Origin of the sequence: Pseudomonas sp. B21_DOA (genome assembly GCA_030544685.1) — a bacterium.
Taxonomy (GTDB): Bacteria; Pseudomonadota; Gammaproteobacteria; order Pseudomonadales; family Pseudomonadaceae; genus Aquipseudomonas; species Aquipseudomonas fluorescens_AO.
In genome coordinates, this window is the sequence record CP086683.1 from 1,009,478 (window position 1) to 1,030,861 (window position 21,384).

Annotated in this window: 16 protein-coding genes and 3 pseudogenes; 12 read left to right on the top strand and 7 right to left on the bottom strand. The window is 61.1% G+C overall.

The window, feature by feature from the left end:
* The first annotated feature begins 16 nt into the window (after positions 1-16).
* A complete protein-coding gene (locus LJU32_04815) occupies positions 17-343 on the top strand; it encodes a DOPA 4,5-dioxygenase family protein (protein ID WKV89696.1) in 327 nt (108 codons plus the stop codon).
* Here the strand turns inward: LJU32_04815 and LJU32_04820 are convergent.
* Positions 340-750, bottom strand: coding sequence for a GFA family protein (locus LJU32_04820; protein ID WKV89697.1), 411 nt, complete (start codon positions 748-750; stop codon positions 340-342). The genes LJU32_04815 and LJU32_04820 overlap by 4 nt on opposite strands.
* Before the next feature lie 328 nt (positions 751-1,078).
* Between LJU32_04820 and LJU32_04825 the strand changes: the two genes are divergently transcribed.
* From LJU32_04825 to LJU32_04865, 9 genes and pseudogenes are all read left to right on the top strand, one after another.
* The gene (locus tag LJU32_04825; protein WKV89698.1) at positions 1,079-2,386 is read left to right on the top strand and encodes a CitMHS family transporter; all 1,308 of its coding nucleotides are present in this window, start codon (positions 1,079-1,081) and stop codon (positions 2,384-2,386) included.
* An 86-nt stretch (positions 2,387-2,472) separates the two neighbouring features.
* The gene (locus tag LJU32_04830) at positions 2,473-3,240 is read left to right on the top strand and encodes a TerC family protein (GenBank protein WKV89699.1); all 768 of its coding nucleotides are present in this window, start codon (positions 2,473-2,475) and stop codon (positions 3,238-3,240) included.
* 323 nt (positions 3,241-3,563) lie between these two features.
* Entirely contained in the window at positions 3,564-5,222 is a 1,659-nt protein-coding gene (locus LJU32_04835; protein ID WKV89700.1) for a Na/Pi cotransporter family protein, read from the top strand.
* 176 nt (positions 5,223-5,398) lie between these two features.
* Positions 5,399-6,792 (top strand): annotated as a pseudogene (locus LJU32_04840) (insulinase family protein).
* A 208-nt stretch (positions 6,793-7,000) separates the two neighbouring features.
* Positions 7,001-8,028 (top strand): annotated as a pseudogene (locus LJU32_04845) (DUF2914 domain-containing protein).
* Positions 8,029-8,114: 86 nt separating this feature from the next.
* On the top strand, positions 8,115-9,230 hold the full coding sequence (locus tag LJU32_04850; protein ID WKV91039.1) for an ABC transporter permease: 1,116 nt from the start codon (positions 8,115-8,117) through the stop codon (positions 9,228-9,230).
* Complete coding sequence (locus tag LJU32_04855) at positions 9,227-10,030, top strand: ABC transporter ATP-binding protein (GenBank protein WKV89701.1); 804 nt, start codon at positions 9,227-9,229, stop codon at positions 10,028-10,030. Before LJU32_04850 ends, LJU32_04855 begins: the two co-directional genes overlap by 4 nt.
* A gap of 1 nt (position 10,031) precedes the next feature.
* The gene (locus tag LJU32_04860) at positions 10,032-10,970 is read left to right on the top strand and encodes an MCE family protein (GenBank protein WKV89702.1); all 939 of its coding nucleotides are present in this window, start codon (positions 10,032-10,034) and stop codon (positions 10,968-10,970) included.
* Positions 10,967-11,593, top strand: coding sequence for an ABC-type transport auxiliary lipoprotein family protein (locus tag LJU32_04865; GenBank protein WKV89703.1), 627 nt, complete (start codon positions 10,967-10,969; stop codon positions 11,591-11,593). The genes LJU32_04860 and LJU32_04865 overlap by 4 nt, the downstream gene beginning before the upstream one ends.
* A 113-nt stretch (positions 11,594-11,706) precedes the next feature.
* Here the strand turns inward: LJU32_04865 and LJU32_04870 are convergent, their stop codons facing one another.
* The 5 genes from LJU32_04870 to LJU32_04890 form a co-directional block, all read right to left on the bottom strand.
* Complete coding sequence (locus LJU32_04870; GenBank protein ID WKV89704.1) at positions 11,707-12,936, bottom strand: spore maturation protein; 1,230 nt, start codon at positions 12,934-12,936, stop codon at positions 11,707-11,709.
* Positions 12,937-13,137: 201 nt separating this feature from the next.
* Positions 13,138-14,469 (bottom strand): glutamate/aspartate:proton symporter GltP, encoded by a 1,332-nt coding sequence (gene gltP, locus LJU32_04875; protein WKV89705.1) that lies wholly within the window; start codon positions 14,467-14,469, stop codon positions 13,138-13,140.
* Between the two features lie 712 nt (positions 14,470-15,181).
* The gene (locus tag LJU32_04880) at positions 15,182-15,646 is read right to left on the bottom strand and encodes an inhibitor of vertebrate lysozyme family protein (protein WKV89706.1); all 465 of its coding nucleotides are present in this window, start codon (positions 15,644-15,646) and stop codon (positions 15,182-15,184) included.
* A gap of 2 nt (positions 15,647-15,648) precedes the next feature.
* Complete coding sequence (locus LJU32_04885; GenBank protein WKV89707.1) at positions 15,649-15,813, bottom strand: DUF1328 domain-containing protein; 165 nt, start codon at positions 15,811-15,813, stop codon at positions 15,649-15,651.
* Positions 15,814-15,887: 74 nt separating this feature from the next.
* On the bottom strand, positions 15,888-16,172 hold the full coding sequence (locus LJU32_04890; GenBank protein ID WKV89708.1) for a hypothetical protein: 285 nt from the start codon (positions 16,170-16,172) through the stop codon (positions 15,888-15,890).
* 428 nt (positions 16,173-16,600) lie between these two features.
* On the opposite strand from LJU32_04890, the gene algB reads away from it, so the two are divergent.
* Together algB and LJU32_04900 are read left to right on the top strand one after the other, a co-directional pair.
* A complete protein-coding gene (algB, locus tag LJU32_04895; protein ID WKV89709.1) occupies positions 16,601-17,947 on the top strand; it encodes a sigma-54-dependent response regulator transcription factor AlgB in 1,347 nt (448 codons plus the stop codon).
* Between the two features lie 10 nt (positions 17,948-17,957).
* Positions 17,958-19,748, top strand: a complete 1,791-nt coding sequence (locus tag LJU32_04900; GenBank protein WKV89710.1) for a PAS domain-containing protein — start codon at positions 17,958-17,960, stop codon at positions 19,746-19,748.
* Here LJU32_04900 and LJU32_04905 read toward each other — a convergent pair.
* Positions 19,745-21,357, bottom strand: a pseudogene (locus tag LJU32_04905) (EAL domain-containing protein). The gene LJU32_04900 and the pseudogene LJU32_04905 overlap by 4 nt on opposite strands.
* Between the last annotated feature and the right edge of the window lie 27 nt (positions 21,358-21,384).

The window sequence follows — 21,384 nt, forward strand, 5'->3', positions numbered from 1 at the left end:
ATTGAGAGGCGACACGATGCAAGGGATCAAGGGTTATCACGCCCATGTCTATTTCGACGCGCAGACCATCGACCAGGCGCGGGCCTTGTGCGAACAGGCCGCGCAGTTGTTTGCGCTGAAAATGGGCCGCGTGCACGAACGCCCGGTAGGGCCGCACCCCGACTGGAGCTGCCAACTGGCCTTCGGTCCCGAGCTGATCGGCGAGGTGCTGCCATGGCTGGCGCTCAACCGCAAAGGCCTGGTGGTGTTCCTGCATCCGGACACGGGCGACGACTTGCTTGACCACACCGAACACGCGATCTGGATGGGCGCGGTGCGGCCGCTGGATCTGTCGGTGTTTTAATCGAGGGTTTCTTCGGCTTCGCCCGGCAGATGTTCATCCAGATGCAGCCAGGGCAATCGGCTGTCGGTCCAGATGTGCCGCTCGGCCGGCGCCGTTTCCGGATGATCCAGCGTAGCGATGGTCACATCGATGCTGTCGGGGCTGAGCGCGGTCACCAATGCCAGTTGCGCGCCGCAGTTTGCGCAGAAAAACCGCACGCAACTGGCTGACGAGTCATAGCGGGCCGGCGTCCCTTTCACCCATTGAAATTTTTCCGCCGGCACGGTGATCCAGGTGGTGACGATGCCGCCGCTGACCTTGCGGCAGATTGAACAATGACAGTGAGCGATATCGCGCAACGGACCGCTGAACTGATAGCGGATGTGTCCGCAGTGACAGCCACCCTCATGCGCCTGATTCGTATCCATCGCCCTTCTCCCGTGTTTATTGGCGCTCGCCGTATCCGACCACCGGTTGGCCGTTCATTCACCGCTTTCAATAGCGAAAGGTAGCTGAAAGCTTCCCCGATTAGGATCGCCTCACTCCCGGCAACAGACCGGTTGGCCCAAGACCTGTGTTTGCTCCACAGGCCCGGCCCAATTAACAACAACAATGGTGATTCTGATGTCCTCTGCAACCCGCCGTTTCTCCTGCTTCCTGCTGGTCACTCCACCCGTACGCCTCGCGCCTCCCGTTCTGCGCTGATCACACCCGATCCGCCCATTCCATTAGCCGCGCTACGCCTGGAGTATTCCCATGCTGACTTTCCTTGGCTTCGCCATGGTCATCACGTTCATGTTCCTGATCATGACCAAGCGCCTGTCTGCGCTGATCGCCCTGATCATCATCCCGATCCTGTTCGCCCTGTTCGGTGGTTTCGCGCCGAAAATCGGTCCGATGATGCTCGAAGGCATCACCAAACTGGCGCCAACCGGCGTGATGTTGATGTTCGCCATTCTGTATTTCGCCCTGATGATCGACTCCGGCCTGTTCGACCCGGCCGTGCGCAAGATCCTCAAACTGGTCAAGGGCGACCCACTGAAAGTTTCGGTCGGCACCGCCGTTCTGGCGCTCGTTGTTTCCCTCGATGGTGACGGCGCGACCACTTACATGATCTGCGTGGCCGCGATGCTGCCGCTGTACAGCCGCATCGGTATGAGCCCGCGGATCATGGCCGGTCTGATCATCCTCGCCGGCGGCGTGATGAACATGACTCCGTGGGGCGGCCCGACTGCCCGTGCTGCGAGTGCCCTGCATGTCGACCCGTCGGACATTTTCGTGCCGATGATCCCGGCCATGGCCGCCGGTGTCGTAGCGATCCTGCTGATTGCCTACTTCTACGGCAAGCGTGAGCGTGCCCGCCTCGGCGAGCTGCACCTGGTTGGCGACGAGATCGATCACAGCGAAATCAGCGTCTCGCAATTCCCTGACGCACGCCGTCCGAAGCTGATCTGGTTCAACGCCGCACTGACTTTCGGCTTGATGTGCACACTGATCGGCGGCCTGTTGCCGCTGCCGGTGCTGTTCATGGTGGCGTTCAGTATCGCGATGATCGTCAACTACCCCTGCCTGCAAATGCAGAAGGATCGCGTCGCCGCGCATTCCGGCAGCGTGCTGGCAGTGGTCGGGCTGATCTTTGCGGCCGGTATCTTCACCGGTATCCTGTCGGGCACCGGCATGGTCGATGCGATGTCGAAGAGCCTGTTGGCGGTGATTCCGGACTTCCTCGGCCCGTACCTGGCGGTGATCACGGCGCTGGTGAGCATGCCGTTCACCTTCTTCATGTCCAACGACGCGTTCTACTACGGCGTGTTGCCGGTGTTGGCCGAAGCGGCCAGCCACTATGGGATCACTGCGGTGGAAATGGCCCGTGCCTCGATCGTCGGCCAGCCCGTCCACTTGCTGAGCCCGTTGGTGCCGTCGACCTACTTGTTGGTGGCGCTGGCCGGTATCGATTTCGGTGATCACCAGCGTTTCACCCTGAAATGGGCGATCCTGGTGTGCATCTGCATTCTGATTGCTGCACTGCTGTTGGGGACTTTCCCGGTGTTCAGCACTCTATAAGCCCAAGACTCACCGTAACGGGTCCTGGCTTCGCGGTTTGAAGCCCGGACCTTTTTCGGTTCAACAAATTGCTCAAAGGAATACACATGGATTGGCTGACCAACCCCGAAATCTGGGTTGCCTTCTTTACCCTGACCGCCCTGGAAATCGTCCTCGGTATCGATAACATCATCATGATTTCGATCCTGGTCAGCCGCATGCCCAAACACATGCAGCAGCGCACGCGGATCTTCGGTCTTGGCCTGGCCATGATCACGCGGATCCTGTTGCTGCTGTCGATCACTTGGGTCATGCGCCTCACCGCCGATCTCTTCGAAGTGTTCGGCCAAGGCATTTCCGGCCGCGACCTGATCCTGTTCTTCGGTGGCCTGTTCCTGCTGTGGAAAAGCTCGCAGGAGATGTACCACGCGCTGGAAGGCGAAGAAGAAGGCGACGACGCACCGTCGGGCAAGGGCGGCAACTTCCTCTACACCATCATCCAGATCGCGATCATCGACATCGTGTTCTCGCTGGACTCGGTCATCACCGCTGTCGGCATGGTCTCGCACGTTCCGGTCATGGTTGCGGCGATCGTCGTGGCGGTGCTGGTGATGATGCTGGCGTCGGGCAAGATCAGCGAATTCATCGACAAGCACCCGTCGCTGAAAATGCTCGCGCTGTCGTTCCTGCTGGTGGTCGGTACCGTGCTGATCGCCGAATCGTTCGACGTGCACGTGCCAAAAGGCTACGTCTACTTCGCCATGGCGTTCTCGCTGGCGGTGGAAGCGATCAACATCAAGATGCGCGGTGCGATCGCCCGCAAGAAGAAGCAGCAGGATCCGGTGAAACTGCGCAAGGATGTACCGGGCCAATAACCCGGTAGTCCAGCAGCGCGCTACATCCCTGTGGAGCGAGCCTGCTCGCGAAAGCGGAGTGCCAGTCGACAACAATGTTGACTGGCACTCCGCTTTCGCGAGCAGGCTCGCTCCACAGTTGTATTGGGCAATAGAGGGAAAGGTGTCGGATACGGTGAGTGAATGAATTTGTTTTGATGACACTTTTGTTTCAATCCCCTCTTTAGCTGTGCAATGCTGGCGCCGAGACCGTTAGCCAACTACAGCTTAAGTATCAAAAACGTAGAAACCGCGCGGTGCCGTCCACTTGCCCCTCTGGGGCGCTGCTACTACAGGGGGTCTGCATGCTCACCCTGCTCAATCTGCTGTCCGCCGTCGCCCTGCTGATCTGGGGCACGCACATCGTCCGAACCGGCATCCTGCGGGTTTATGGCACCAATCTGCGACATGTCATCGGCCAGAACATGTCGAAGAAATGGCTGGCGTTCATCGCCGGTATTCTCGTCACCGCCATGGTGCAGAGCAGCAACGCCACGGCGATGCTGGTTACCTCGTTTGTCGGCCAGGGTTTGATGGCGCTGACGCCAGCGCTGGCGACCATGCTTGGCGCCGACGTCGGCACCGCGTTGATGGCGCGGGTGCTGACGTTTGATTTGTCGTGGCTGTCGCCGCTGCTGATTTTTCTCGGGGTGATTTTCTTTCTGTCGCGCAAACAGACGCGGCTCGGGCAAATGGGCCGGGTGTCGATCGGCCTGGGGCTGATCATTCTCGCCCTGCAATTGATCGTCGAGGCCGCCGCGCCGATTACCCACGCGCAAGGGGTGAAGGTAATTTTTGCCTCGCTGACCGGCGACATCCTCCTCGATGCCCTGGTCGGCGCGCTGTTCGCGATGATTTCCTACTCCAGCCTCGCCGCCGTGCTGCTCACCGCCACGCTGGCCGGGGCTGCGGTGATCAGCCTGCCGGTGGCGATCGGTCTGGTGATCGGCGCCAACATCGGCAGCGGCATCCTCGCGTTCATGAGTACCAGCATGCAGAACGCCGCCGGCCGCCAGGTGGCGTTGGGCAGTCTGTTGTACAAGTTGATCGGTTTGCTGCTGATCATCCCGGTGCTCGATCCGCTGGTGCACTGGATCGACAGCCTCGATTTCAGTCCGCAGGAAATGGTCATCGGCTTTCACTTGCTCTACAACACCGCGCGCTGCCTGATCCTGCTGCCGAGCGTCGGGCCGATGGCGCGGCTTTGTGCGTGGCTGCTGCCGGAGCGCCCGGAAGTCAACGGCACCGCCAAACCACGCCATCTCGACCCGACCGCGCTGGTAACACCGAGCCTGGCGCTGGCCAATGCCGCGCGGGAAACCCTGCGCATGGGCGATCTGCTCGACAACATGCTCGACGCCTCCCTGGATGTGCTGCGCGGCAAGCAGACCGCCGTCACCCAGGAGATGCGCCGCCTGACCGACGATGTCGAGGCCCTGTACAGCGCGATCAAGCTGTATCTGGCGCAGATGCCCCGCGAGGATCTCGGCGAGCACGACAGTCGGCGCTGGGCCGAGATCATCGAACTGGCGATCAACCTGAAACTCGCCGCCGACCTGATCGAGCGCATGCTGCGCAAGATCCAGCAGCAGAAGACTTCGCAGCGCCGTTCGTTTTCCGAAGAAGGCCTGGAAGATCTTGCCGGGCTGCAACAACAACTGATCGCCAACCTGCGTCTGGGGCTGTCGGTGTTTCTCAGCGGCGACCGCGAGAGCGCCCGGCAGTTGCTGCGGGAGAAACGCCGTTTTCGCGCGCAGGAACGGCGTCTGGCCCACGCTCACGTCAGCCGCTTGCAACGCAAGATCGTCCAGAGCCTAGAGACCAGTTCGCTGCATCTGGAGTTGATCGCCGACATGAAGCGGCTCAATTCGCTGTTCTGCAGCAGCGCCTATGTCGTGCTGGAAACCGCGGACACCGGCGCGCTGGCGGTGGATGACATGGCTGACATTACGCATTCACCTTGAACGTCTGGGGCTGGGGTCAGTCAGTTACAGTGGTTCAGCCTTGAGACCGTCATCGCTGGCAAGCCAGCTCCCACAGGGTTTTGTGAGCGCCGCAGATCCTTGTGGGAGCTGGCTTGCCAGCGATGGAGCCCTGACTGACGACACGGATCTCCAAATCAGCCGTATGGAAGCCTGTTATGCGTTGCCTGTTGTTCGCCTGTCTGTTGCTCGGTTCCCTGCCCGCCTTCGCCCTGGATCGCTTTCAGGTCGAAGGCTATGCGCTGCCCAACGGTTTGCAGCTGATGCTCAAGCCCGGCACCGAGCGTGGGCATGTGGCGATCCGGTTGGTGGTCGGCGTTGGTCTCGATGACTTTGACTGCAACGAAAAAGAGCTGCCGCATTTGCTCGAACACCTGCTGTTCAGCGGTATCGACGCCACTGGCGAAGGCGGTCTGGAAGAGCGCATGCAGGCGCTCGGCGGTGACTGGAATGCGTTCACCAGCAATGCCGACACCACTTTTGTCATCGAAGCCCCGGCAAAAAACCAGCGCAAGGTGCTCGACCTGCTGCTCGCGCTGTTGACCCAGACACGCATCGACGACAACGCAATCAACGCCGCCAAACGGGTGGTCGAGCGGGAAGACGGCGGGCATTACACCAAACTCCAGCGTTTCCTCGACCGTCAGGACCTCGGTCATACCGCGAGCAGTCAACTGGCTGTCGAACTGGGACTGAAGTGCCCGCAGCGCGCCGAAGTCGGCCATCTCACCCAAGAGCAATTGGAGAAGGTACGCAAGGCCTGGTACGCGCCGAACAACATGACCCTGATCGTCGTCGGCGAACTCGACAAACTGCTGCCGGCCTATCTCGAGCGCACCTGGGGTGAGCTGGAGCCGGTCGAGCCCACCGAACACCGGGCGCTGCCGGACATCCGCACCAGCGCCGCCCATGAGCGCACCCTCACCCGTGGCTTTATCGGCGACAGCGCCAAGCTGCACTGGCTGGTGCCGGAACCGGTGCTCGACGATCAGTACGACCAGACGTTCGACATTCTCAAGGATTATCTCGACTGGGCACTGTACCGGCAGATTCGTCTCAACCATGGCTTGTCGTACGGGCCGTGGGCCGAGCGTGAAGTGTTCGGCGGTGTCGGCTTCATGAGCCTCAACGCCGACCTGGATCGCGATGACGTCGACGAAGCCATTCAAGTGCTGGAAGACCTCAAGGCCGACCTGCTGAAAAACGGCCTCGACCCGAGCACCTTCGCCCGCATCAAACAAGCCGCCATCGCCCACCAGGCCTGGGCCGTGCAGGGCAACAGCGCACTGGCGGACTATTACTGGAGCGCGCTGGCCGACTATCAGGATGGCCGCTTTGCTAATCCCGCGCGGGAGTTGCAGGGGTGACGCTGGAAGCGGCGAACAAGGCGATGCGCGAGCTGCTGTTACAGCCGGGGTATATCAGGATCGAGAAACCGTTGATCAGTGATGATCAGGTGTTGTGGCTGGTCGCGGGTGGTGTCGGGGTGTTGCTGCTGATCGTGATCGGCTGGCGCCTGCATCGCCGCCACAAAATTGCTGGAAGCCATTAATCCTGTGAGTGAGCACTTGTGGCGAGGGGATTTATCCCCGATGGGCTGCGCAGCAGCCCCAATAAGGGCAGCTCGGTAGATCCAGACAAAATTCGCTCGCAGGATCTACGACGGCTGCGCCGCCGATCGGGGATAAATCCCCTCGCCACAGGGGGCATGCGGCGTTAACCTTTCCGGGATTGTCCCCATATCGTCGTGAACCGCCAAAATGCCAAAACTGACCCTCCTTATCCAGCGCCTTCTCGAGCTGATGAAGCGCTACCCCGGGTTGATCGCGGCGGGTGGTTTCATTTCCGGGGTCGGCAGTTTCATCCTCGTCGATCGCCAACAGGGGCTGGCGAGCTGGATCACGGTGATCATGCTGCTCAGCTGGATCTGGCTGATGCTGGAAAACACCCTGACCGGACTGTTCACGCGGATCTTCAAGCGCGAGATTCCCCAGCCGCTGCTGCGCTACGCGACGCAGATGATCCATCAGGAAAGCCTGTTCTTCGTCCTGCCGTTCTTCTTCATCACCACGACCTGGAACAGCGGCCAGTTGATTTTCACCGGGCTGCTGGGCATTGCCGCCCTGATCTCCATTGTCGATCCGCTGTACTACAAATGGCTGGCGCCACGACGCTGGGCGTTTCTCGCGCTGCACACCCTGACCCTCTTCGCAGCCCTGCTCACCGCGCTGCCGGTGATCATGCACCTGACCACCGCGCAGAGTTTCAAATGGGCGCTGGGAATTGCCGTACTGCTGTCGTTCCCGAGCCTGGCGTCGATCTTCCCGATCCGCACGGTGCGCAATGCCCTGGCGATTCTGTTCATCACAGTCGGCATCGGCGGCGTCGGTTGGGCGCTGCGTTCGTGGGTGCCGCCGGCAACGCTGTGGATGACCGACGTGGCGATCAGCACGCAGCTGCAGGATCGCACCCCGGCGCCAGCCTCGATACCGTCAGCGCCGAGCAGATCCGCGCAGGCGGGCTCTACGCCTACACCGCGATCAACGCGCCGCGCGGCCTCGACGAGCGGATTTATCATGTGTGGACTTTCAACGGCAAAGAAGTCGACCGCATCGCCCTCGACATCCATGGCGGGCGCAAGGAAGGCTACCGGGCGTGGACGCACAAACAGAATTTCCCGGGTAACCCGGCGGGCAAATGGCAGGTGCGGGTGCTGACCGAGGACGGGCAGTTGATCGGCGTGTTGCGTTTCGCAATTACGGACAGCACACCGGCCAAAGAAAAGTAATCCGGTTCGTGCTATTACGTAGGCTCTCGTAACGGCCGTACAAGCACGGAGCTTATGACCAGCAGCCCAACCCCGGCAGTGCCCACCTGGACACCGCGTTCAGCCCTGCCCGCCTGCGCGTCAGCGGCGACTGGACGCTCGCCCACTACACCGCGCTCAAGCACCTGAGCGAAAAGCTCCGCGGCCAGTATGACGCCAACACTTCCATCGATCTGAACGGCCTCGGTGCCCTCGACACCGCCGGCGCCTCGTTGCTGGTCGAGCTGCTCGGTTCCGAGCGCTTGGGCAAAACCGCCGAACACCCCGATTGCACCCTTTCAACTGCCGACCGCGCCTTGCTGCAAACCGTGTACTGCTCGCTGAGTGATTTCTGCGTGCCGATCAAGGAGCCGGAAATCAGCGTCAGCGTGCAACTGCTGACGCGCATTGGCCGCGCGGTGGACAAGGTCTGGACCGACACGCTGCAACTGCTCGGCTTCGTCGGCCTGATCCTTGAAGTCATCGCCCGTGGGCTGTTGCGGCCCAAGCGCTGGCGCATCACGCCGATGATCGCGCACATCGAGCAGACCGGCCTCGACGCCGCGCCGATCGTGGCCCTGCTGACGTTTCTGGTGGGCGCGGTGGTGGCGTTTCTCGGCGCCACAGTGCTGGCCAGTTTCGGCGCGACGATTTTCACCGTGGACCTGGTCGGCTTCTCGTTCCTGCGCGAATTCGGCGTGCTGCTCACGGCGATCCTGATGGCCGGGCGCACCGCCAGTGCGTTTACCGCACAGATCGGCTCGATGAAGGCCAACGAAGAAATCGACGCGATCCGTACTCTCGGTCTCGACCCGATCGAATTGCTGGTGGTGCCGCGCGTGCTGGCGCTGCTGGTGGCGCTGCCGATGCTGACGTTTCTGGCGATGCTTTCGGGGATTGTCGGCGGCGGCGTGGTCTGCGCAGTGTCGCTGGACATCTCGCCGGCGATGTTCCTCTCGCTGCTGCAATCGGACATCGGCATTCAGCATTTTCTGGTCGGGCTGGTGAAGGCGCCGATCTTCGCCTTCCTGATCGCGGCGATTGGTTGCCTGGAAGGCTTCAAGGTCAGCGGCAGCGCCGAATCGGTCGGCGCGCACACCACCTCCAGCGTGGTGCAGTCGATTTTCGTGGTGATCGTGCTCGATGCGGTGGCCGCGCTGTTTTTCATGGAGATGGGCTGGTGAGTCGTCTACCCCGCGCGCCCTCGGAGGCGGTGATCGAAGTCCGTGGCCTGTGCAATCGCTTCGGCCCGCAGAGCGTGCACGAGAACCTTGATCTGGACGTGTACAAAGGCGAAATTCTCGCCGTGGTCGGTGGCTCCGGTACCGGTAAATCGGTGCTGCTGCGCAGCATCGTCGGGCTGAATCGGCCCAGCGAAGGCATGGTCAAGGTCTTCGGCCAGAACCTGCCGAATCTGCCCGAGCATGAACGCTCATTGATCGAAAGGCGCTTTGGTGTGTTGTTCCAGAAAGGCGCGCTGTTTTCCTCGCTGACCGTGACCGAGAATGTCGCCCTGCCCCTTATCGAACACGCCGGCCTCAGCCGTCACGACGCCGAGCACCTGGCGGCGGTGAAGCTGGCGCTGGCCGGGCTGCCGTTGTCGGCGGCGGACAAATACCCGGCGTCGCTGTCCGGCGGCATGATCAAGCGTGCGGCGCTGGCGCGGGCCCTGGCGCTGGATCCGGACATTCTGTTTCTCGACGAACCCACCGCCGGCCTTGATCCGATTGGCGCGGCGCAGTTCGATCAATTGATCCTGACCCTGCGTGATGCGTTGGGTCTGAGCGTGTTTCTGGTGACCCACGACCTCGACACGCTGTACACCATCACCGATCGCGTGGCGGTGCTGGCGCAGAAGAAAGTGCTGGTCGCCGGCCCTATCGACGACGTCTCGGAAACCGACGACGCGTGGATTCACGAATACTTCCACGGCCCGCGCGGCCGCTCGGCGCTGGACGCCGCCAAATTGCTCAACGAGGTCTGATATGGAAACCCGAGCCCATCATGTGTTGATCGGCCTGTTCACGGTGATCGTCGTAGCCGGCGCCCTGCTCTTCGGCCTGTTTTTGGCCAAATCGAGCGTCGACACCGAGTTCAAGGATTACGAAGTGGTGTTCAACGAGGCGGTCAGCGGTCTGTCCAAGGGCAGCTCGGTGCAGTACAGCGGGATCAAGGTCGGTGACGTGGTCAGCCTGCGCCTCGACCCGCAGGACCCGCGCCGGGTGCTGGCGCGGATTCGTCTGGCGGGCGACACGCCGGTCAAGGAAGACACCCAGGCCAAACTGGCGCTGACCGGCATCACCGGCACCTCGATCATCCAGCTCAGCGGCGGCACACCCGAGAGCCCAAAACTGCGCGGGCATGACGGCAAGCTGCCAACTCTGGTCGCCTCGCCCTCGCCTATTTCCCGCCTGCTCAACGACAGCAGCGACTTGATGACCGGCATCAGCGCCCTGCTGCAAAACGCCAACCACATGTTCTCCGCGGAAAACGTCGAGCGTGTGAGCAAGACCCTTGCCCATCTGGAACAGACCACCGGCACCATCAACGACCAGCGCGGCGACATCAAACAAGCCATGCAGCAACTGGCGACCGTCGGCAAACAGGCCGGCAGCATGCTCGAGCAGACCTCACTGTTGATGCGCAACGCCAACGGCCTGCTTAACGATCAGGGCAAGCAGGCCTTGGGCAGTGCCGAACAGGCGATGAAGTCGCTGGAGCAAAGCAGCGTGACCATCAACGGCTTGCTCAGTAAAAACCAGAATTCGCTGGATAACGGCATGCAGGGCCTCAACGGCCTGGCCCCGGCGATTCGCGAACTGCGCGAGACGCTGACCTCGCTGCGCGCCATTTCCCAACGGCTTGAGGCCAACCCCAGCGGCTACCTGCTGGGCAGCGACAAGAACAAGGAATTCACCCCATGAAGTTGACTCGAATCGCCCTGCTCGGCGCTGGCCTGACCCTGATCGGCGCGTGCTCGATCTTGCCCAAGTCGGAACCTTCGGACGTCTACCGCCTGCCCGCCGCGCAAGCGCCCGCCTCGGCCAGCCCGGCGGCGACGCAGTCGTGGTCGCTGCGCTTGAATAAATTGCAGGCCAGCGAAGCACTGAACCGGCCGAGCATTGCCGTTATCCCGCAGGGCGATGTGATCAGCAGCTACAAGGGCTCGCGCTGGAGCGATCCGGCGCCGGTACTGCTGCGCAATCGCCTGCTCGATGGATTCCAGCGTGACGGCAGAGTGACGCTCCTGAGCACCGACGACAGCAACTTCCAGGCGGATCTGGAGCTGGGCGGCAGTTTGCAGGCGTTTCAGACCGAATATCAGGGCACCCAGGCCGGCGTCGTGGTGCGGGTCGATGCGTTGCTGGTGCGTGGTTACGACCAGCGCATCCTCGCCAGCCGCCGTTTTGAAGAGCGCCAGCCGTTGAATGATGTGCAGGTGCCAGCGGTGGTTGCCGGGTTTGGCCTGGCCAGTGATCGCCTCACGGCCAAGGTTGTGGCTTGGGCCGTGGAGCAAGGCCAGAAACTGGCCCCGCAACCGCGCTGACACACCACAACTCCTGTGGGAGCGAGCCTGCTCGCGAAAGCGGTGTATCAGTCACTTAAGCGTTGACTGACACTCCGTCTTCGCGAGCAGGCTCGCTCCACATGGAATTTTGCTCAACCAAAGAACCAGTAGCAGACCCCGATAGCGCCCACCACTCCGGCAAACTCCGCCAGCAACGCACACCCCACCGCGTGCCGTGCGCGTTGAATCCCCACCGCGCCGAAGTACACCGCCAGCACATAGAACGTGGTTTCGGTACTGCCCTGCACCGTCGCCGCGACCAGCGCCGGGAAGCTGTCGACGCCGGAGGTCTGCATGGTCTCGATGAGCATCGCCCGCGCGGCGCTGCCGGAGAACGGTTTGACCATCGCCGTCGGCAGCGCATCGACGAAGCGCGTGTCCCAGCCGGCCCACTCGACCAGATGGCGAATGCCGTCCAGGCCGAAATCCAGCGCACCAGAGGCGCGCAGCACGCCAACCGCACAGAGCATCGCCACCAGATACGGCAAGAGATTCTTCGCCACATCGAAGCCTTCTTTCGCGCCTTCGACGAACGCCTCGTACACCTTGACCTTGCGCAGCGCGCCGATCAGCAGAAACAGCATGATCAGGCCGAACAGCGTGAGATTGCCGAGGATCGACGACAATCCCGCCAGTGCTGTCGCGGAAAGCGTGCCGAGCAGGGCCATGAAGCCGCCAAGGATCAGCGCGCCGGGCAGCAGATAGGCGAGGACCACCGGGTCCAAGATGCGCAGGCGTTGCATGAAAGCTACGGAGAGAAAACCGACGATAGTCGAGCAACTGGTCGCCAGCAGAATCGGCAGGAACACCAGCGTCGGATCCGGCGCGCCTTGCTGGGCGCGGTACATGAAGATGGTCACGGGCAGCAGGGTCAACGACGAGGCGTTGAGCACCAGAAAGAGGATCTGCGCGTTGCTGGCGATGGTGGCGCTGGGATTGAGCTCCTGCAACGCTTTCATGGCTTTCAGGCCGATCGGCGTGGCGGCGTTGTCCAGGCCCAGACCGTTGGCGGCAAAGTTCAGCGTGATCAGGCCAAGGGCAGGGTGGCCGGCCGGGACTTCCGGCATCAGCCGCAGAAACAGCGGGCCGAGGACCTTGGCCAGCCACTCGACGATCCCGGCCTTTTCGGCGATGCGCAGAAAGCCCAGCCACAGGGTGAGGGTGCCGAACAGCAGTACCATGACTTCGACCGACAGCTTGGCCATGGCGAAAATGCTTTCCACCATCGCCGCGAAGATCCCGGCGTTGCCGCCGATCAGCCACTGCGCCAGCGCCGACACGGCTGCCACGATGAAGAAGCCAAGCCACAGGCCATTAAGCATCAGTCAAATCCCCGAAGAATGCGGCGAATGATAGCGGGGTCGCCAGAAACGACAAACCCCGGATTGCTCCGGGGTTCGTTGGTGGGGCGTGCATCAATCACTGTGGGAGCGAGCCTGCTCGCGAAGAGGCCAGCACATTCAACATCTCTGTAGATTGATACACCGTCTTCGCGAGCAGGCTCGCTCCCACAGGGTTTTGCATCAGTTCTTGGAAATCTCGCCAGCCGGCAGTTTTTCCTTGCTGCGCCAGTGCGGCAGGGAGTTCCAGTAGCGCTCGCCCTTGGCGTCGTCGTACATACCTTCCCAGCGTGCGATCACCAGCACCGCCAGGGCGTTACCGATCACGTTCAGTGCGGTACGCGCCATGTCCATGATGCGGTCGACACCGGCGATGAACGCCAGGCCTTCCAGCGGGATGCCAACGCTGCCCAAAGTGGCCAGCAGCACCACGAAAGACACGCCCGGTACGCCGGCGATACCTTTGGAGGTGACCATCAGCGTCAACACCAGCAGCAGTTGCTGGCTGATCGACAGGTCGATGCCATACAGCTGGGCAATGAAGATCGCCGCGATCGACTGGTACAGGGTCGAGCCGTCTAGGTTGAACGAGTAACCGGTCGGTACCACGAAGCTGCAGATGGCTTTCGGCGCGCCGTAGGCTTCCATTTTCTCGATGACACGTGGCAGCACGGTTTCCGAGGAGGCGGTGGAGTAGGCCAGTACCAGCTCATCCTTGAAGATGCGCATCAGCTTGAGCACCGAGAAGCCGAACAGCCTGGCGATCAGGCCCAGCACGACGAAGGCGAAGAAGGCGATGGCGACGTAAACCAGAATCACCAGTTTCGCCAGCGGCAGCGGCGAGGCGAAGCCGAAGTTGGCGACGGTCACCGCGATCAGCGCGAATACGCCGATCGGCGCGTAGTTCATGATCATGTGGGTGACTTTGAACATGCTTTCCGAGACGCCCTGGAACATCTTCACCAGCGGCTCGCGCAGGTCCGACTGCAGGCTCGACAGGCCGAGCCCGAACAGCACAGAGAAGAAAATGATCGGCAGCATTTCGCCGCGAGCCATGGCCGCGAAGATGTTCGACGGGATCAGGTTGAGGATGGTTTCGATGAATGCATGTTCATGCTGCACTTCGGCGGCGGTCGCCTGGTACTTCGAAATGTCGACCGTGCCCAGAGTGCTCATGTCGATGCCGGTGCCCGGATGGAACACGTTGGCCAGCACCAGACCGACAACGATGGCGATGGTGGTGACGATCTCGAAATAGATGATGGTCTTCAGGCCGATACGCCCGAGTTTCTTGGCGTCGCCGACGCCAGCGATGCCGACGATCAGCGAGGAAATGACGATCGGGATCACGATCATCTTGATCAGACGGATAAAGATATCGCCTGCCGGTTGCAGGACGTTGCTGATCCACCAAGCCTTTTCAGCACTGAAGTGGTTGAGCAACGCACCAATTGCAATCCCCAGAATCAGACCGATGAGGATCTGCCAGGCGAGGCTGATTTTTGCCTTCTTCATTATCTTTACCCTTACTTGCGTTTGACTCAGGCACATGCAGGAACTGGAACGCTCATCAGCGGAAAAGTCTGTGCATCTGCCTCCGTATAAGGTGCCCCGAAGCGCGTGTTTACGGCTCTTTGGCAGGCGAAAAAAGGCGCAACTATTCCGATGCAAGGTGGCGCCGTCTAATGCCGTAAACGCCTACCCTATGCCTAATCGGCATGAGCTTTTTCATTTGAAACTGGCGTCCCAAGCGGTTCGATTGTGACATTTGTGCCAGCATAAGTGCCGTGAACCGGCCGTTACAGCGTAGGCTGGTTAAATTTTGCACAGGCAAAACCGGCGGAAATTTCCGGAAAAAGTCTGAATCGCAAGACTAGAAGTCACACGGAACGAGCGCGATCTTTGTCGATATACGGTCGCCAGGAAACACCGCGAAATGTTTTCCTCGCAGTGTCGACGATTGAAAAAAGGAATTTGGCGTGCTGGATCAATGTTTTAGCGGATTCAAAGCCCAGCGCAGATTCGTCAGACCACCGGGTCGACGAACCTGCGGCGCAGCTTTACCCTGACCCGGCCCTTGCGCAGGTACTCCCTGTACCCGTAGGTCACTCCGACCCTGTATCAGTCAGAACATCCCGGCCCCCTGGTCATGCACCGACCCTCATCGGGCGGTGCAATGGAAAGCAGCGGGGCGCTGCATTCGTGTTCGAAACCTTTGCGTCCTGCGTCAGTACCACTTCGGATCTTTCTTCAGGGTTTCCATCAGCAGATCCTGCATGCCCTGATCAGGTTTGCCGAAGAAGCGATAAGTCGCGTGTCGCGTCGGCGACTTGTCCTGCGGCAGACCTTCCGGCACATCGACCAGCATGGCGTAGGCGTCATCCTTGTCGAAGCTGAAGGCCACGATCAAACGGTGATTCAGGCACTTGTCCTGACTCTCGCAGAGCAGGCCGACCAGATACTGATCGCCATCTTCCGTAACGGCATGCATCTGTTGTTCGGAGGTGCCGGACAGGTTGATCACCCATTCCGGTACGCGCTCTTCCTTTTTGATCACGCCTTCCCAGGTTTCACGGTACTGCGCGTCGGAGGCGAGCAGTTCGTTGACCCGGGTCTGGCCGTCATTGGCCGCCATGGCCATGGCACTGCCGCCCAGAAGCAGGGCGGCGGCCAATGTCTTGAGACCGATCATCGTTAACCTCGGCCGCGACGGCCAAAGAAGAAGGAAGCGATGAACATCACCAGGAACACGACAAAGAGAATCTTGGCGATACCCGTGGCGGTGCCCGCGATACCACCGAAGCCCAGAACGGCGGCGATGATGGCAATGATCAAGAATGTAATTGCCCAGCTCAACATGGTGATTCTCCTTACTTCTCTATTTAGGGGTGTTTCCGGTTTCCGGCGCTACGCGCCTGAATGTGTTCAAAGGCTTAGAAAACCCAGCGCTCTTCCCGTGGCAATTGATCCAGCGGTTGCGCCTGGTCGACATCGATCATGTGCATCGAAGCATTCTCGGCCTGGCTGCTGCTAACGGCACTGAAGTGCGTTTGAGTGCTGTGCTGCATCGAAATCAGTGGCTCGGGTTTACGGCTGTTTTCCCAGCTCATGTACTGCTGGCAAACGATCAGGGTGATCAGCAACGCCAGTACACCGAACAGACCTTGCTGGATCTGCAGTGGCGAAATACGTACTTGGGCGGCGATTGGGCGAGTCATCCTGTGTTCCTCACGCTTGTTCGGTTGGGGCAGTGCTGTTCTGCCCGGGCTGAGTGAGGTATTGCAGCCTGCATGCCAGTTTTTTCATCTGTGAAAAAACCAATGAAAACAATGAGTTATGCGTGGTTGAGAAATTTCCTAAGACGCATCCTGCACGATGGCTCTTCTGCGGTCGTGCGCAATGCACGATTATTTCGTGGGAAATTTCGATGATATGGAATTGCTACCGGTACGCAGATGTCAGAAGAGGACGCAGGATCTGCCCTGCAAAACGCAGAATGTTTTAAAACTCAACGAAATCAATGAATTGGCCGTTATGGCAGTAGAGAGCTACCCTCCTATGGCTGGTATCGTTCAGAATCAACCATGCAACTTGCCCGATTTTTCCGGGACTAACCCAAGACTAATCACTATGGAGCGTAGGAAAAATGGAATCTGCCACTGAGCAACAAGGCCGCATTCTGCTGGTGGACGATGAATCCGCCATCCTGCGTACGTTTCGTTATTGCCTCGAAGACGAAGGCTATACGGTAGCCACCGCCAATAGCGCGGCCCAGGCCGATGCTTTGCTGCAACGTCAGGTCTTCGATCTGTGCTTCCTTGATTTGCGCCTGGGCGAGGACAACGGTCTCGACGTCCTCGCGCAGATGCGCATTCAGGCGCCGTGGATGCGCGTAGTGATCGTCACCGCCCACTCGGCGGTCGACACCGCGGTTGATGCCATCCAGGCTGGCGCCGCCGATTATCTGGTCAAGCCGTGCAGCCCTGATCAACTGCGCCTGGCCACCGCCAAGCAGCTGGAAGTGCGCCAGCTCTCCGCGCGGCTCGAAGCGCTGGAAGGCGAGATCCGCAAACCGAAAGACGGTCTCGATTCCCACAGCCCGGCGATGAAAGTCGTGCTGGAAACGGCCCGGCAGGTCGCAAGCACCGACGCCAACATTCTTATCCTTGGCGAGTCCGGCACGGGTAAAGGTGAACTGGCCCGTGCGATCCACGGCTGGAGCAAGCGCGAGAAGAAATCCTGCGTCACTATCAACTGCCCGTCGCTGACTGCCGAGCTGATGGAAAGCGAGCTGTTTGGCCATAGCCGTGGCGCGTTTACCGGCGCCAGCGAAAGCACGCTGGGTCGAGTCAACCAGGCGGACGGCGGCACGCTGTTTCTCGACGAGATCGGCGACTTTCCGCTGACTTTGCAACCCAAGTTGCTGCGCTTCATCCAGGACAAGGAATACGAGCGGGTCGGCGATCCGGTCACTCGCCGCGCCGATGTGCGCATCCTTGCCGCCACCAACCTCAACCTCGAAGACATGGTCCGCGACGGCCGTTTCCGCGAAGACCTGCTCTATCGTCTCAACGTCATCACCCTGCATCTGCCGCCGTTGCGCGAGCGCGCCGAAGACATCCTGACCCTTGCCGATCGCTTCCTCGCACGTTTCGTCAAAGAGTACGCGCGTCCGGCGCGCGGCTTCAGCGATGAGGCGCGCGAAGCGCTGCTCGGTTATCGCTGGCCGGGCAATATTCGCGAACTGCGCAACGTCGTCGAGCGAGCGAGCATCATCTGCCCGCAGGAACGCGTGGAAATCAGCCACCTGGGCATGGCCGAACAACCGGCCAACAACGCGCCACGGGTCGGCGCGGCGCTGAGCCTGGACGAGCTGGAGAAAGCGCACATCGGCGCGGTGCTGGCCACCGCCGGCACCCTGGACCAAGCGGCGAAAACCCTCGGCATCGACGCCTCGACCCTGTATCGCAAACGTAAGCAGTACAACCTGTGAGCACTGCGCGATGAAACTGGCGATCAAGCTGCGCACGCGCCTGTTCCTGAGCATTTCTGCATTGATCACCGTGGCCTTGCTCGGGCTCTTGCTCGGGCTGGTCAGCGTGATGCAGATGGCCGGGTCACAGGAAGCGCTGGTGCGCAGCAACTTTGTCACTCTGGATCTGGGCCTCAAGCTGCGCCAGACCCTCGGTGATCAATTGATCATCATGCTCGCCGAGAAGCCCGATCCCGTCGCGTTCGAAGCGTCCAAGCAGCACTACTTCGAGTTGCTCGACCAAGGCATCGCCCAGCAGCGGGAGGGCGATGGCCAGCCTTACGGTTTCCGCCAGGCCAAGGCCGATTACCTGAACTTCCTCGCCTCATTCGACGTGACTGCCGAAGCGGCGAAGAACGCCAGCACCAGTGCGGATTTCCGCGAGCGCTTCAACATTCTGCGTAATGGCCTGATTGCTGAGCACAAACACGCACTGGAAACCATCAATGCCGTCCAGCACGCTGCCCGCGAACGGGCCTTGCTGATTGCCGGGCTGCTTGGCCTGGTCGGGCTGGCGGTGCTGATCATCGGTTTCGTCACTGCCCAGGGCATCGCCCGACGTTTCGGCGCACCGATCGAAGCGCTGGCCAAGGCTGCCGACAACATCGGCCAGGGCAACTATGACGTGACCCTGCCGATTTCCACGGCCATGGAAGTCAACCTGCTGTCGCGACGCTTCGGCCTGATGGCCGAGGCGTTGCGCGAACACCAGGCGATGAATGTCGACGAACTGTTGGCCGGTCAGCAGCGTTTGCAAGCGGTGCTCGACAGTATCGACGACGGTTTGTTGATGATCGACCGCCAGGGCCAGCTCGAACACCTCAATCCTGTGGCTCAGCGCCAGTTGGGCTGGGAAGACGACCGCCTCGGCCAAGGCTTGGGCACCGCACTCGGGCGCCCGGAGCTGGATGCGCAACTGCAATTGGTCCTGCGCGGCGGCACGCTGGAGCGCGCGCCGGAAGATCTGAGCATCGAAGTCGATGGCGAATCGCGCCTGCTGACCTACAGCCTGACGCCGGTCAGTCATACCCAGGGGCATATTCTCGGCGCGGTGATGGTGCTGCACGATGTCACCGAGCAACGCGCGTTCGAGCGCGTACGCAGTGAGTTTGTCTTGCGCGCGTCCCATGAACTGCGTACGCCGGTGACGGGCATGCACATGGCCTTCGGGCTGTTTCGCGAGCGGGCCAAGTTCCCGGCGGAATCGCGCGAAGCTGACCTGCTGGATACGGTCAACGAAGAAATGCAGCGCCTGATGCAATTGATCAACGATCTGCTGAATTTCTCGCGCTACCAGAACGGTCTACAGAAACTCACCCTGGCGCCATGTTCCATTGAGGACCTGCTGGAGCAGGCGCAACTGCGCTTTGCCGACGTGGCTGCGGCCAAAGGTGTTGCGCTGAACGTCGAGATTCAAGGCCCGCTGCCGAGGTTGCAGGCTGATCAGGCGCAACTTGATCGCGTCCTCGACAACTTGATCGACAACGCCCTGCGGCACACTGCCCGCGACGGGCAGATCCGTCTGCAGGCGCGCCGCCATGGCGAGCGGGTCATCATCAGTGTCGAAGACAATGGCGAAGGCATTGCCTACGGCCAGCAGGGGCGGATTTTCGAGCCGTTCGTGCAGGTCGGGCGCAAGAAGGGCGGTGCCGGGCTTGGCCTGGCGCTGTGCAAGGAAATCGTCCAGTTGCACGGCGGGCGCATGGGCGTTTATTCGCGGCCGGGGCAGGGCACCCAGTTCTACATGGCGCTGGCGGTTTAGGCTTCATCGTCCATACGCCGTCCGGCCAGGCGTCGTCCACGGGTGATCAGTTCAATGAACTGCACGGCGCTCAGTGCGTGAGCGAACAGCCAGCCCTGACCGAACTTGACTCCCTCACTGCTGAGCAGTGCGGCTTGGGATTCCAGCTCGATGCCTTCGGCAATCACTTTCAGATCCAGCGCCTGCGCCATGTGAATGATGTGCGGAGCGACGCCGCTGCTCGCTGCGTCATGGCCGAGCGCATCGATGAACGCCTTATCGATCTTCAGGCAGTCCACCGGCAAGGTCTGCAGATAGGCGAGGCTGCAATAGCCGGTGCCGAAATCATCGATCAGCACCTGATGGCCGACGTCGCGCAAGGCTTGCAGGTTTTCCCGCGCCACCACCACATCAATCAGGCCCCGCTCAGTGACTTCGAAGGCTATCTGCCGCGCGGCGACACGGTGCAGCGCGAGCAGCCGCGCCATGACCTGGCCGATGCGCGGCACCATGACATCGCAGGCTGCGAGGTTCACCGAGATATACAGCTGCGGATTGGCGCGCAGTAACTGGCCCAGCTGTTCGAGCAGACGCTGCAAGACGAAGTCGGTCATCTGCCGGATCTGCCCGGTGTTCTCCGCCATGGGAATGAACAGGTCGGGGCTGGTCAGCGTGCCGTCCGGGCGCCGCCAGCGCAGCAGCGCTTCGGCACCGACGCAGTTGCGGCTGTCGAGATCGAAGATCGGCTGATACAGCACCTGCAACTCACCCCGGCGGATCGCCCCGTGCAGCTCGGCATCCAGCGACTGGCGCTGACGCACCAGCAACAAGGTCAGAAAGCCGACAACGGCGCCGGCGATCAGGCACACCGGCAACAGCCACCACCACACCGCCGGGACGTGCATGCCCGTGCGCGGCGTAATCAGCACCAATTGATATTCCGGGTTGTCGGTGGGCATGCGATAGATCAGCCGCGTTTGCGTGACTTGCAGCGCATCAGGGCTCTTCGGTGGCCAGGGTTCGGTCGGTGGCCAGGTCTGTGCGGTGCCGAGCACCGGAATCGCGCGAGTGCCGTGATCGAGTACCACCAGCAGGCTGCTGCCGGGCGACAGATCGACCATGTCGGTCAAATGCCCGCGCGAGGTCGCGACACGAAAGTTGCCGCGACCGAGCATCAGCGCCGCGCGATTTTCATCGGGTTCGGTGGTGGTGTTCAGCCAATAGCTGTAGGTCGGACCCTGAATGTCCGGCGCGCGCACCAACGACAGACCTTCCTGGCGCGGACGGTTGGAGCAGAACCGCGAGGCGTCCATGTACGCGGCTTCGTAGACGAAGCGGTAGTTGAAGGTGACTTGCTGCAGAGTCGCGATCATTTCTTCGTCGCAGCCGCGCAAGGGCTGGGCTTCAAGGTCGTCGAGACTTTCGCGCAACTGGCCGAACAATTGTTCGAGGCGCGCGAGGAAACGCTCGCCTTGGGCGTTCATTTCCTGGCTCTCGCGCATTTCCATCTGGCGCATCGCCGCGAACATACCGCCGGCGATCAGCAGGCTGGCGCTGAGGACAGCCGCGATCATCGCCAAAAAACAGGGCGATAAAACCAGCTACGCAGCGTCTCTCGGGTCGCAGCCATCAGGGATTTTCCGAAGAATTACCATGA

Bases quoted from the DNA above. Each gene is read 5' to 3' on its own strand.
- LJU32_04835 (WKV89700.1), top strand. From the start codon at position 3,564: ATGCTCACCCTGCTCAATCTGCTGTCCGCCGTCGCCCTGCTGATCTGG.
- LJU32_04865 (WKV89703.1), top strand. From the start codon at position 10,967: ATGAAGTTGACTCGAATCGCCCTGCTCGGCGCTGGCCTGACCCTGATC.
- LJU32_04890 (WKV89708.1), bottom strand. From the start codon at position 16,172: ATGACTCGCCCAATCGCCGCCCAAGTACGTATTTCGCCACTGCAGATC.
- algB (WKV89709.1), top strand. From the start codon at position 16,601: ATGGAATCTGCCACTGAGCAACAAGGCCGCATTCTGCTGGTGGACGAT.
- LJU32_04815 (WKV89696.1), top strand. From the start codon at position 17: ATGCAAGGGATCAAGGGTTATCACGCCCATGTCTATTTCGACGCGCAG.
- LJU32_04880 (WKV89706.1), bottom strand. From the start codon at position 15,646: ATGATCGGTCTCAAGACATTGGCCGCCGCCCTGCTTCTGGGCGGCAGT.
- LJU32_04830 (WKV89699.1), top strand. From the start codon at position 2,473: ATGGATTGGCTGACCAACCCCGAAATCTGGGTTGCCTTCTTTACCCTG.
- gltP (WKV89705.1), bottom strand. From the start codon at position 14,469: ATGAAGAAGGCAAAAATCAGCCTCGCCTGGCAGATCCTCATCGGTCTG.
- LJU32_04870 (WKV89704.1), bottom strand. From the start codon at position 12,936: ATGCTTAATGGCCTGTGGCTTGGCTTCTTCATCGTGGCAGCCGTGTCG.
- LJU32_04900 (WKV89710.1), top strand. From the start codon at position 17,958: ATGAAACTGGCGATCAAGCTGCGCACGCGCCTGTTCCTGAGCATTTCT.
- LJU32_04820 (WKV89697.1), bottom strand. From the start codon at position 750: ATGGATACGAATCAGGCGCATGAGGGTGGCTGTCACTGCGGACACATC.
- LJU32_04825 (WKV89698.1), top strand. From the start codon at position 1,079: ATGCTGACTTTCCTTGGCTTCGCCATGGTCATCACGTTCATGTTCCTG.
- LJU32_04860 (WKV89702.1), top strand. From the start codon at position 10,032: ATGGAAACCCGAGCCCATCATGTGTTGATCGGCCTGTTCACGGTGATC.
- LJU32_04885 (WKV89707.1), bottom strand. From the start codon at position 15,813: ATGTTGAGCTGGGCAATTACATTCTTGATCATTGCCATCATCGCCGCC.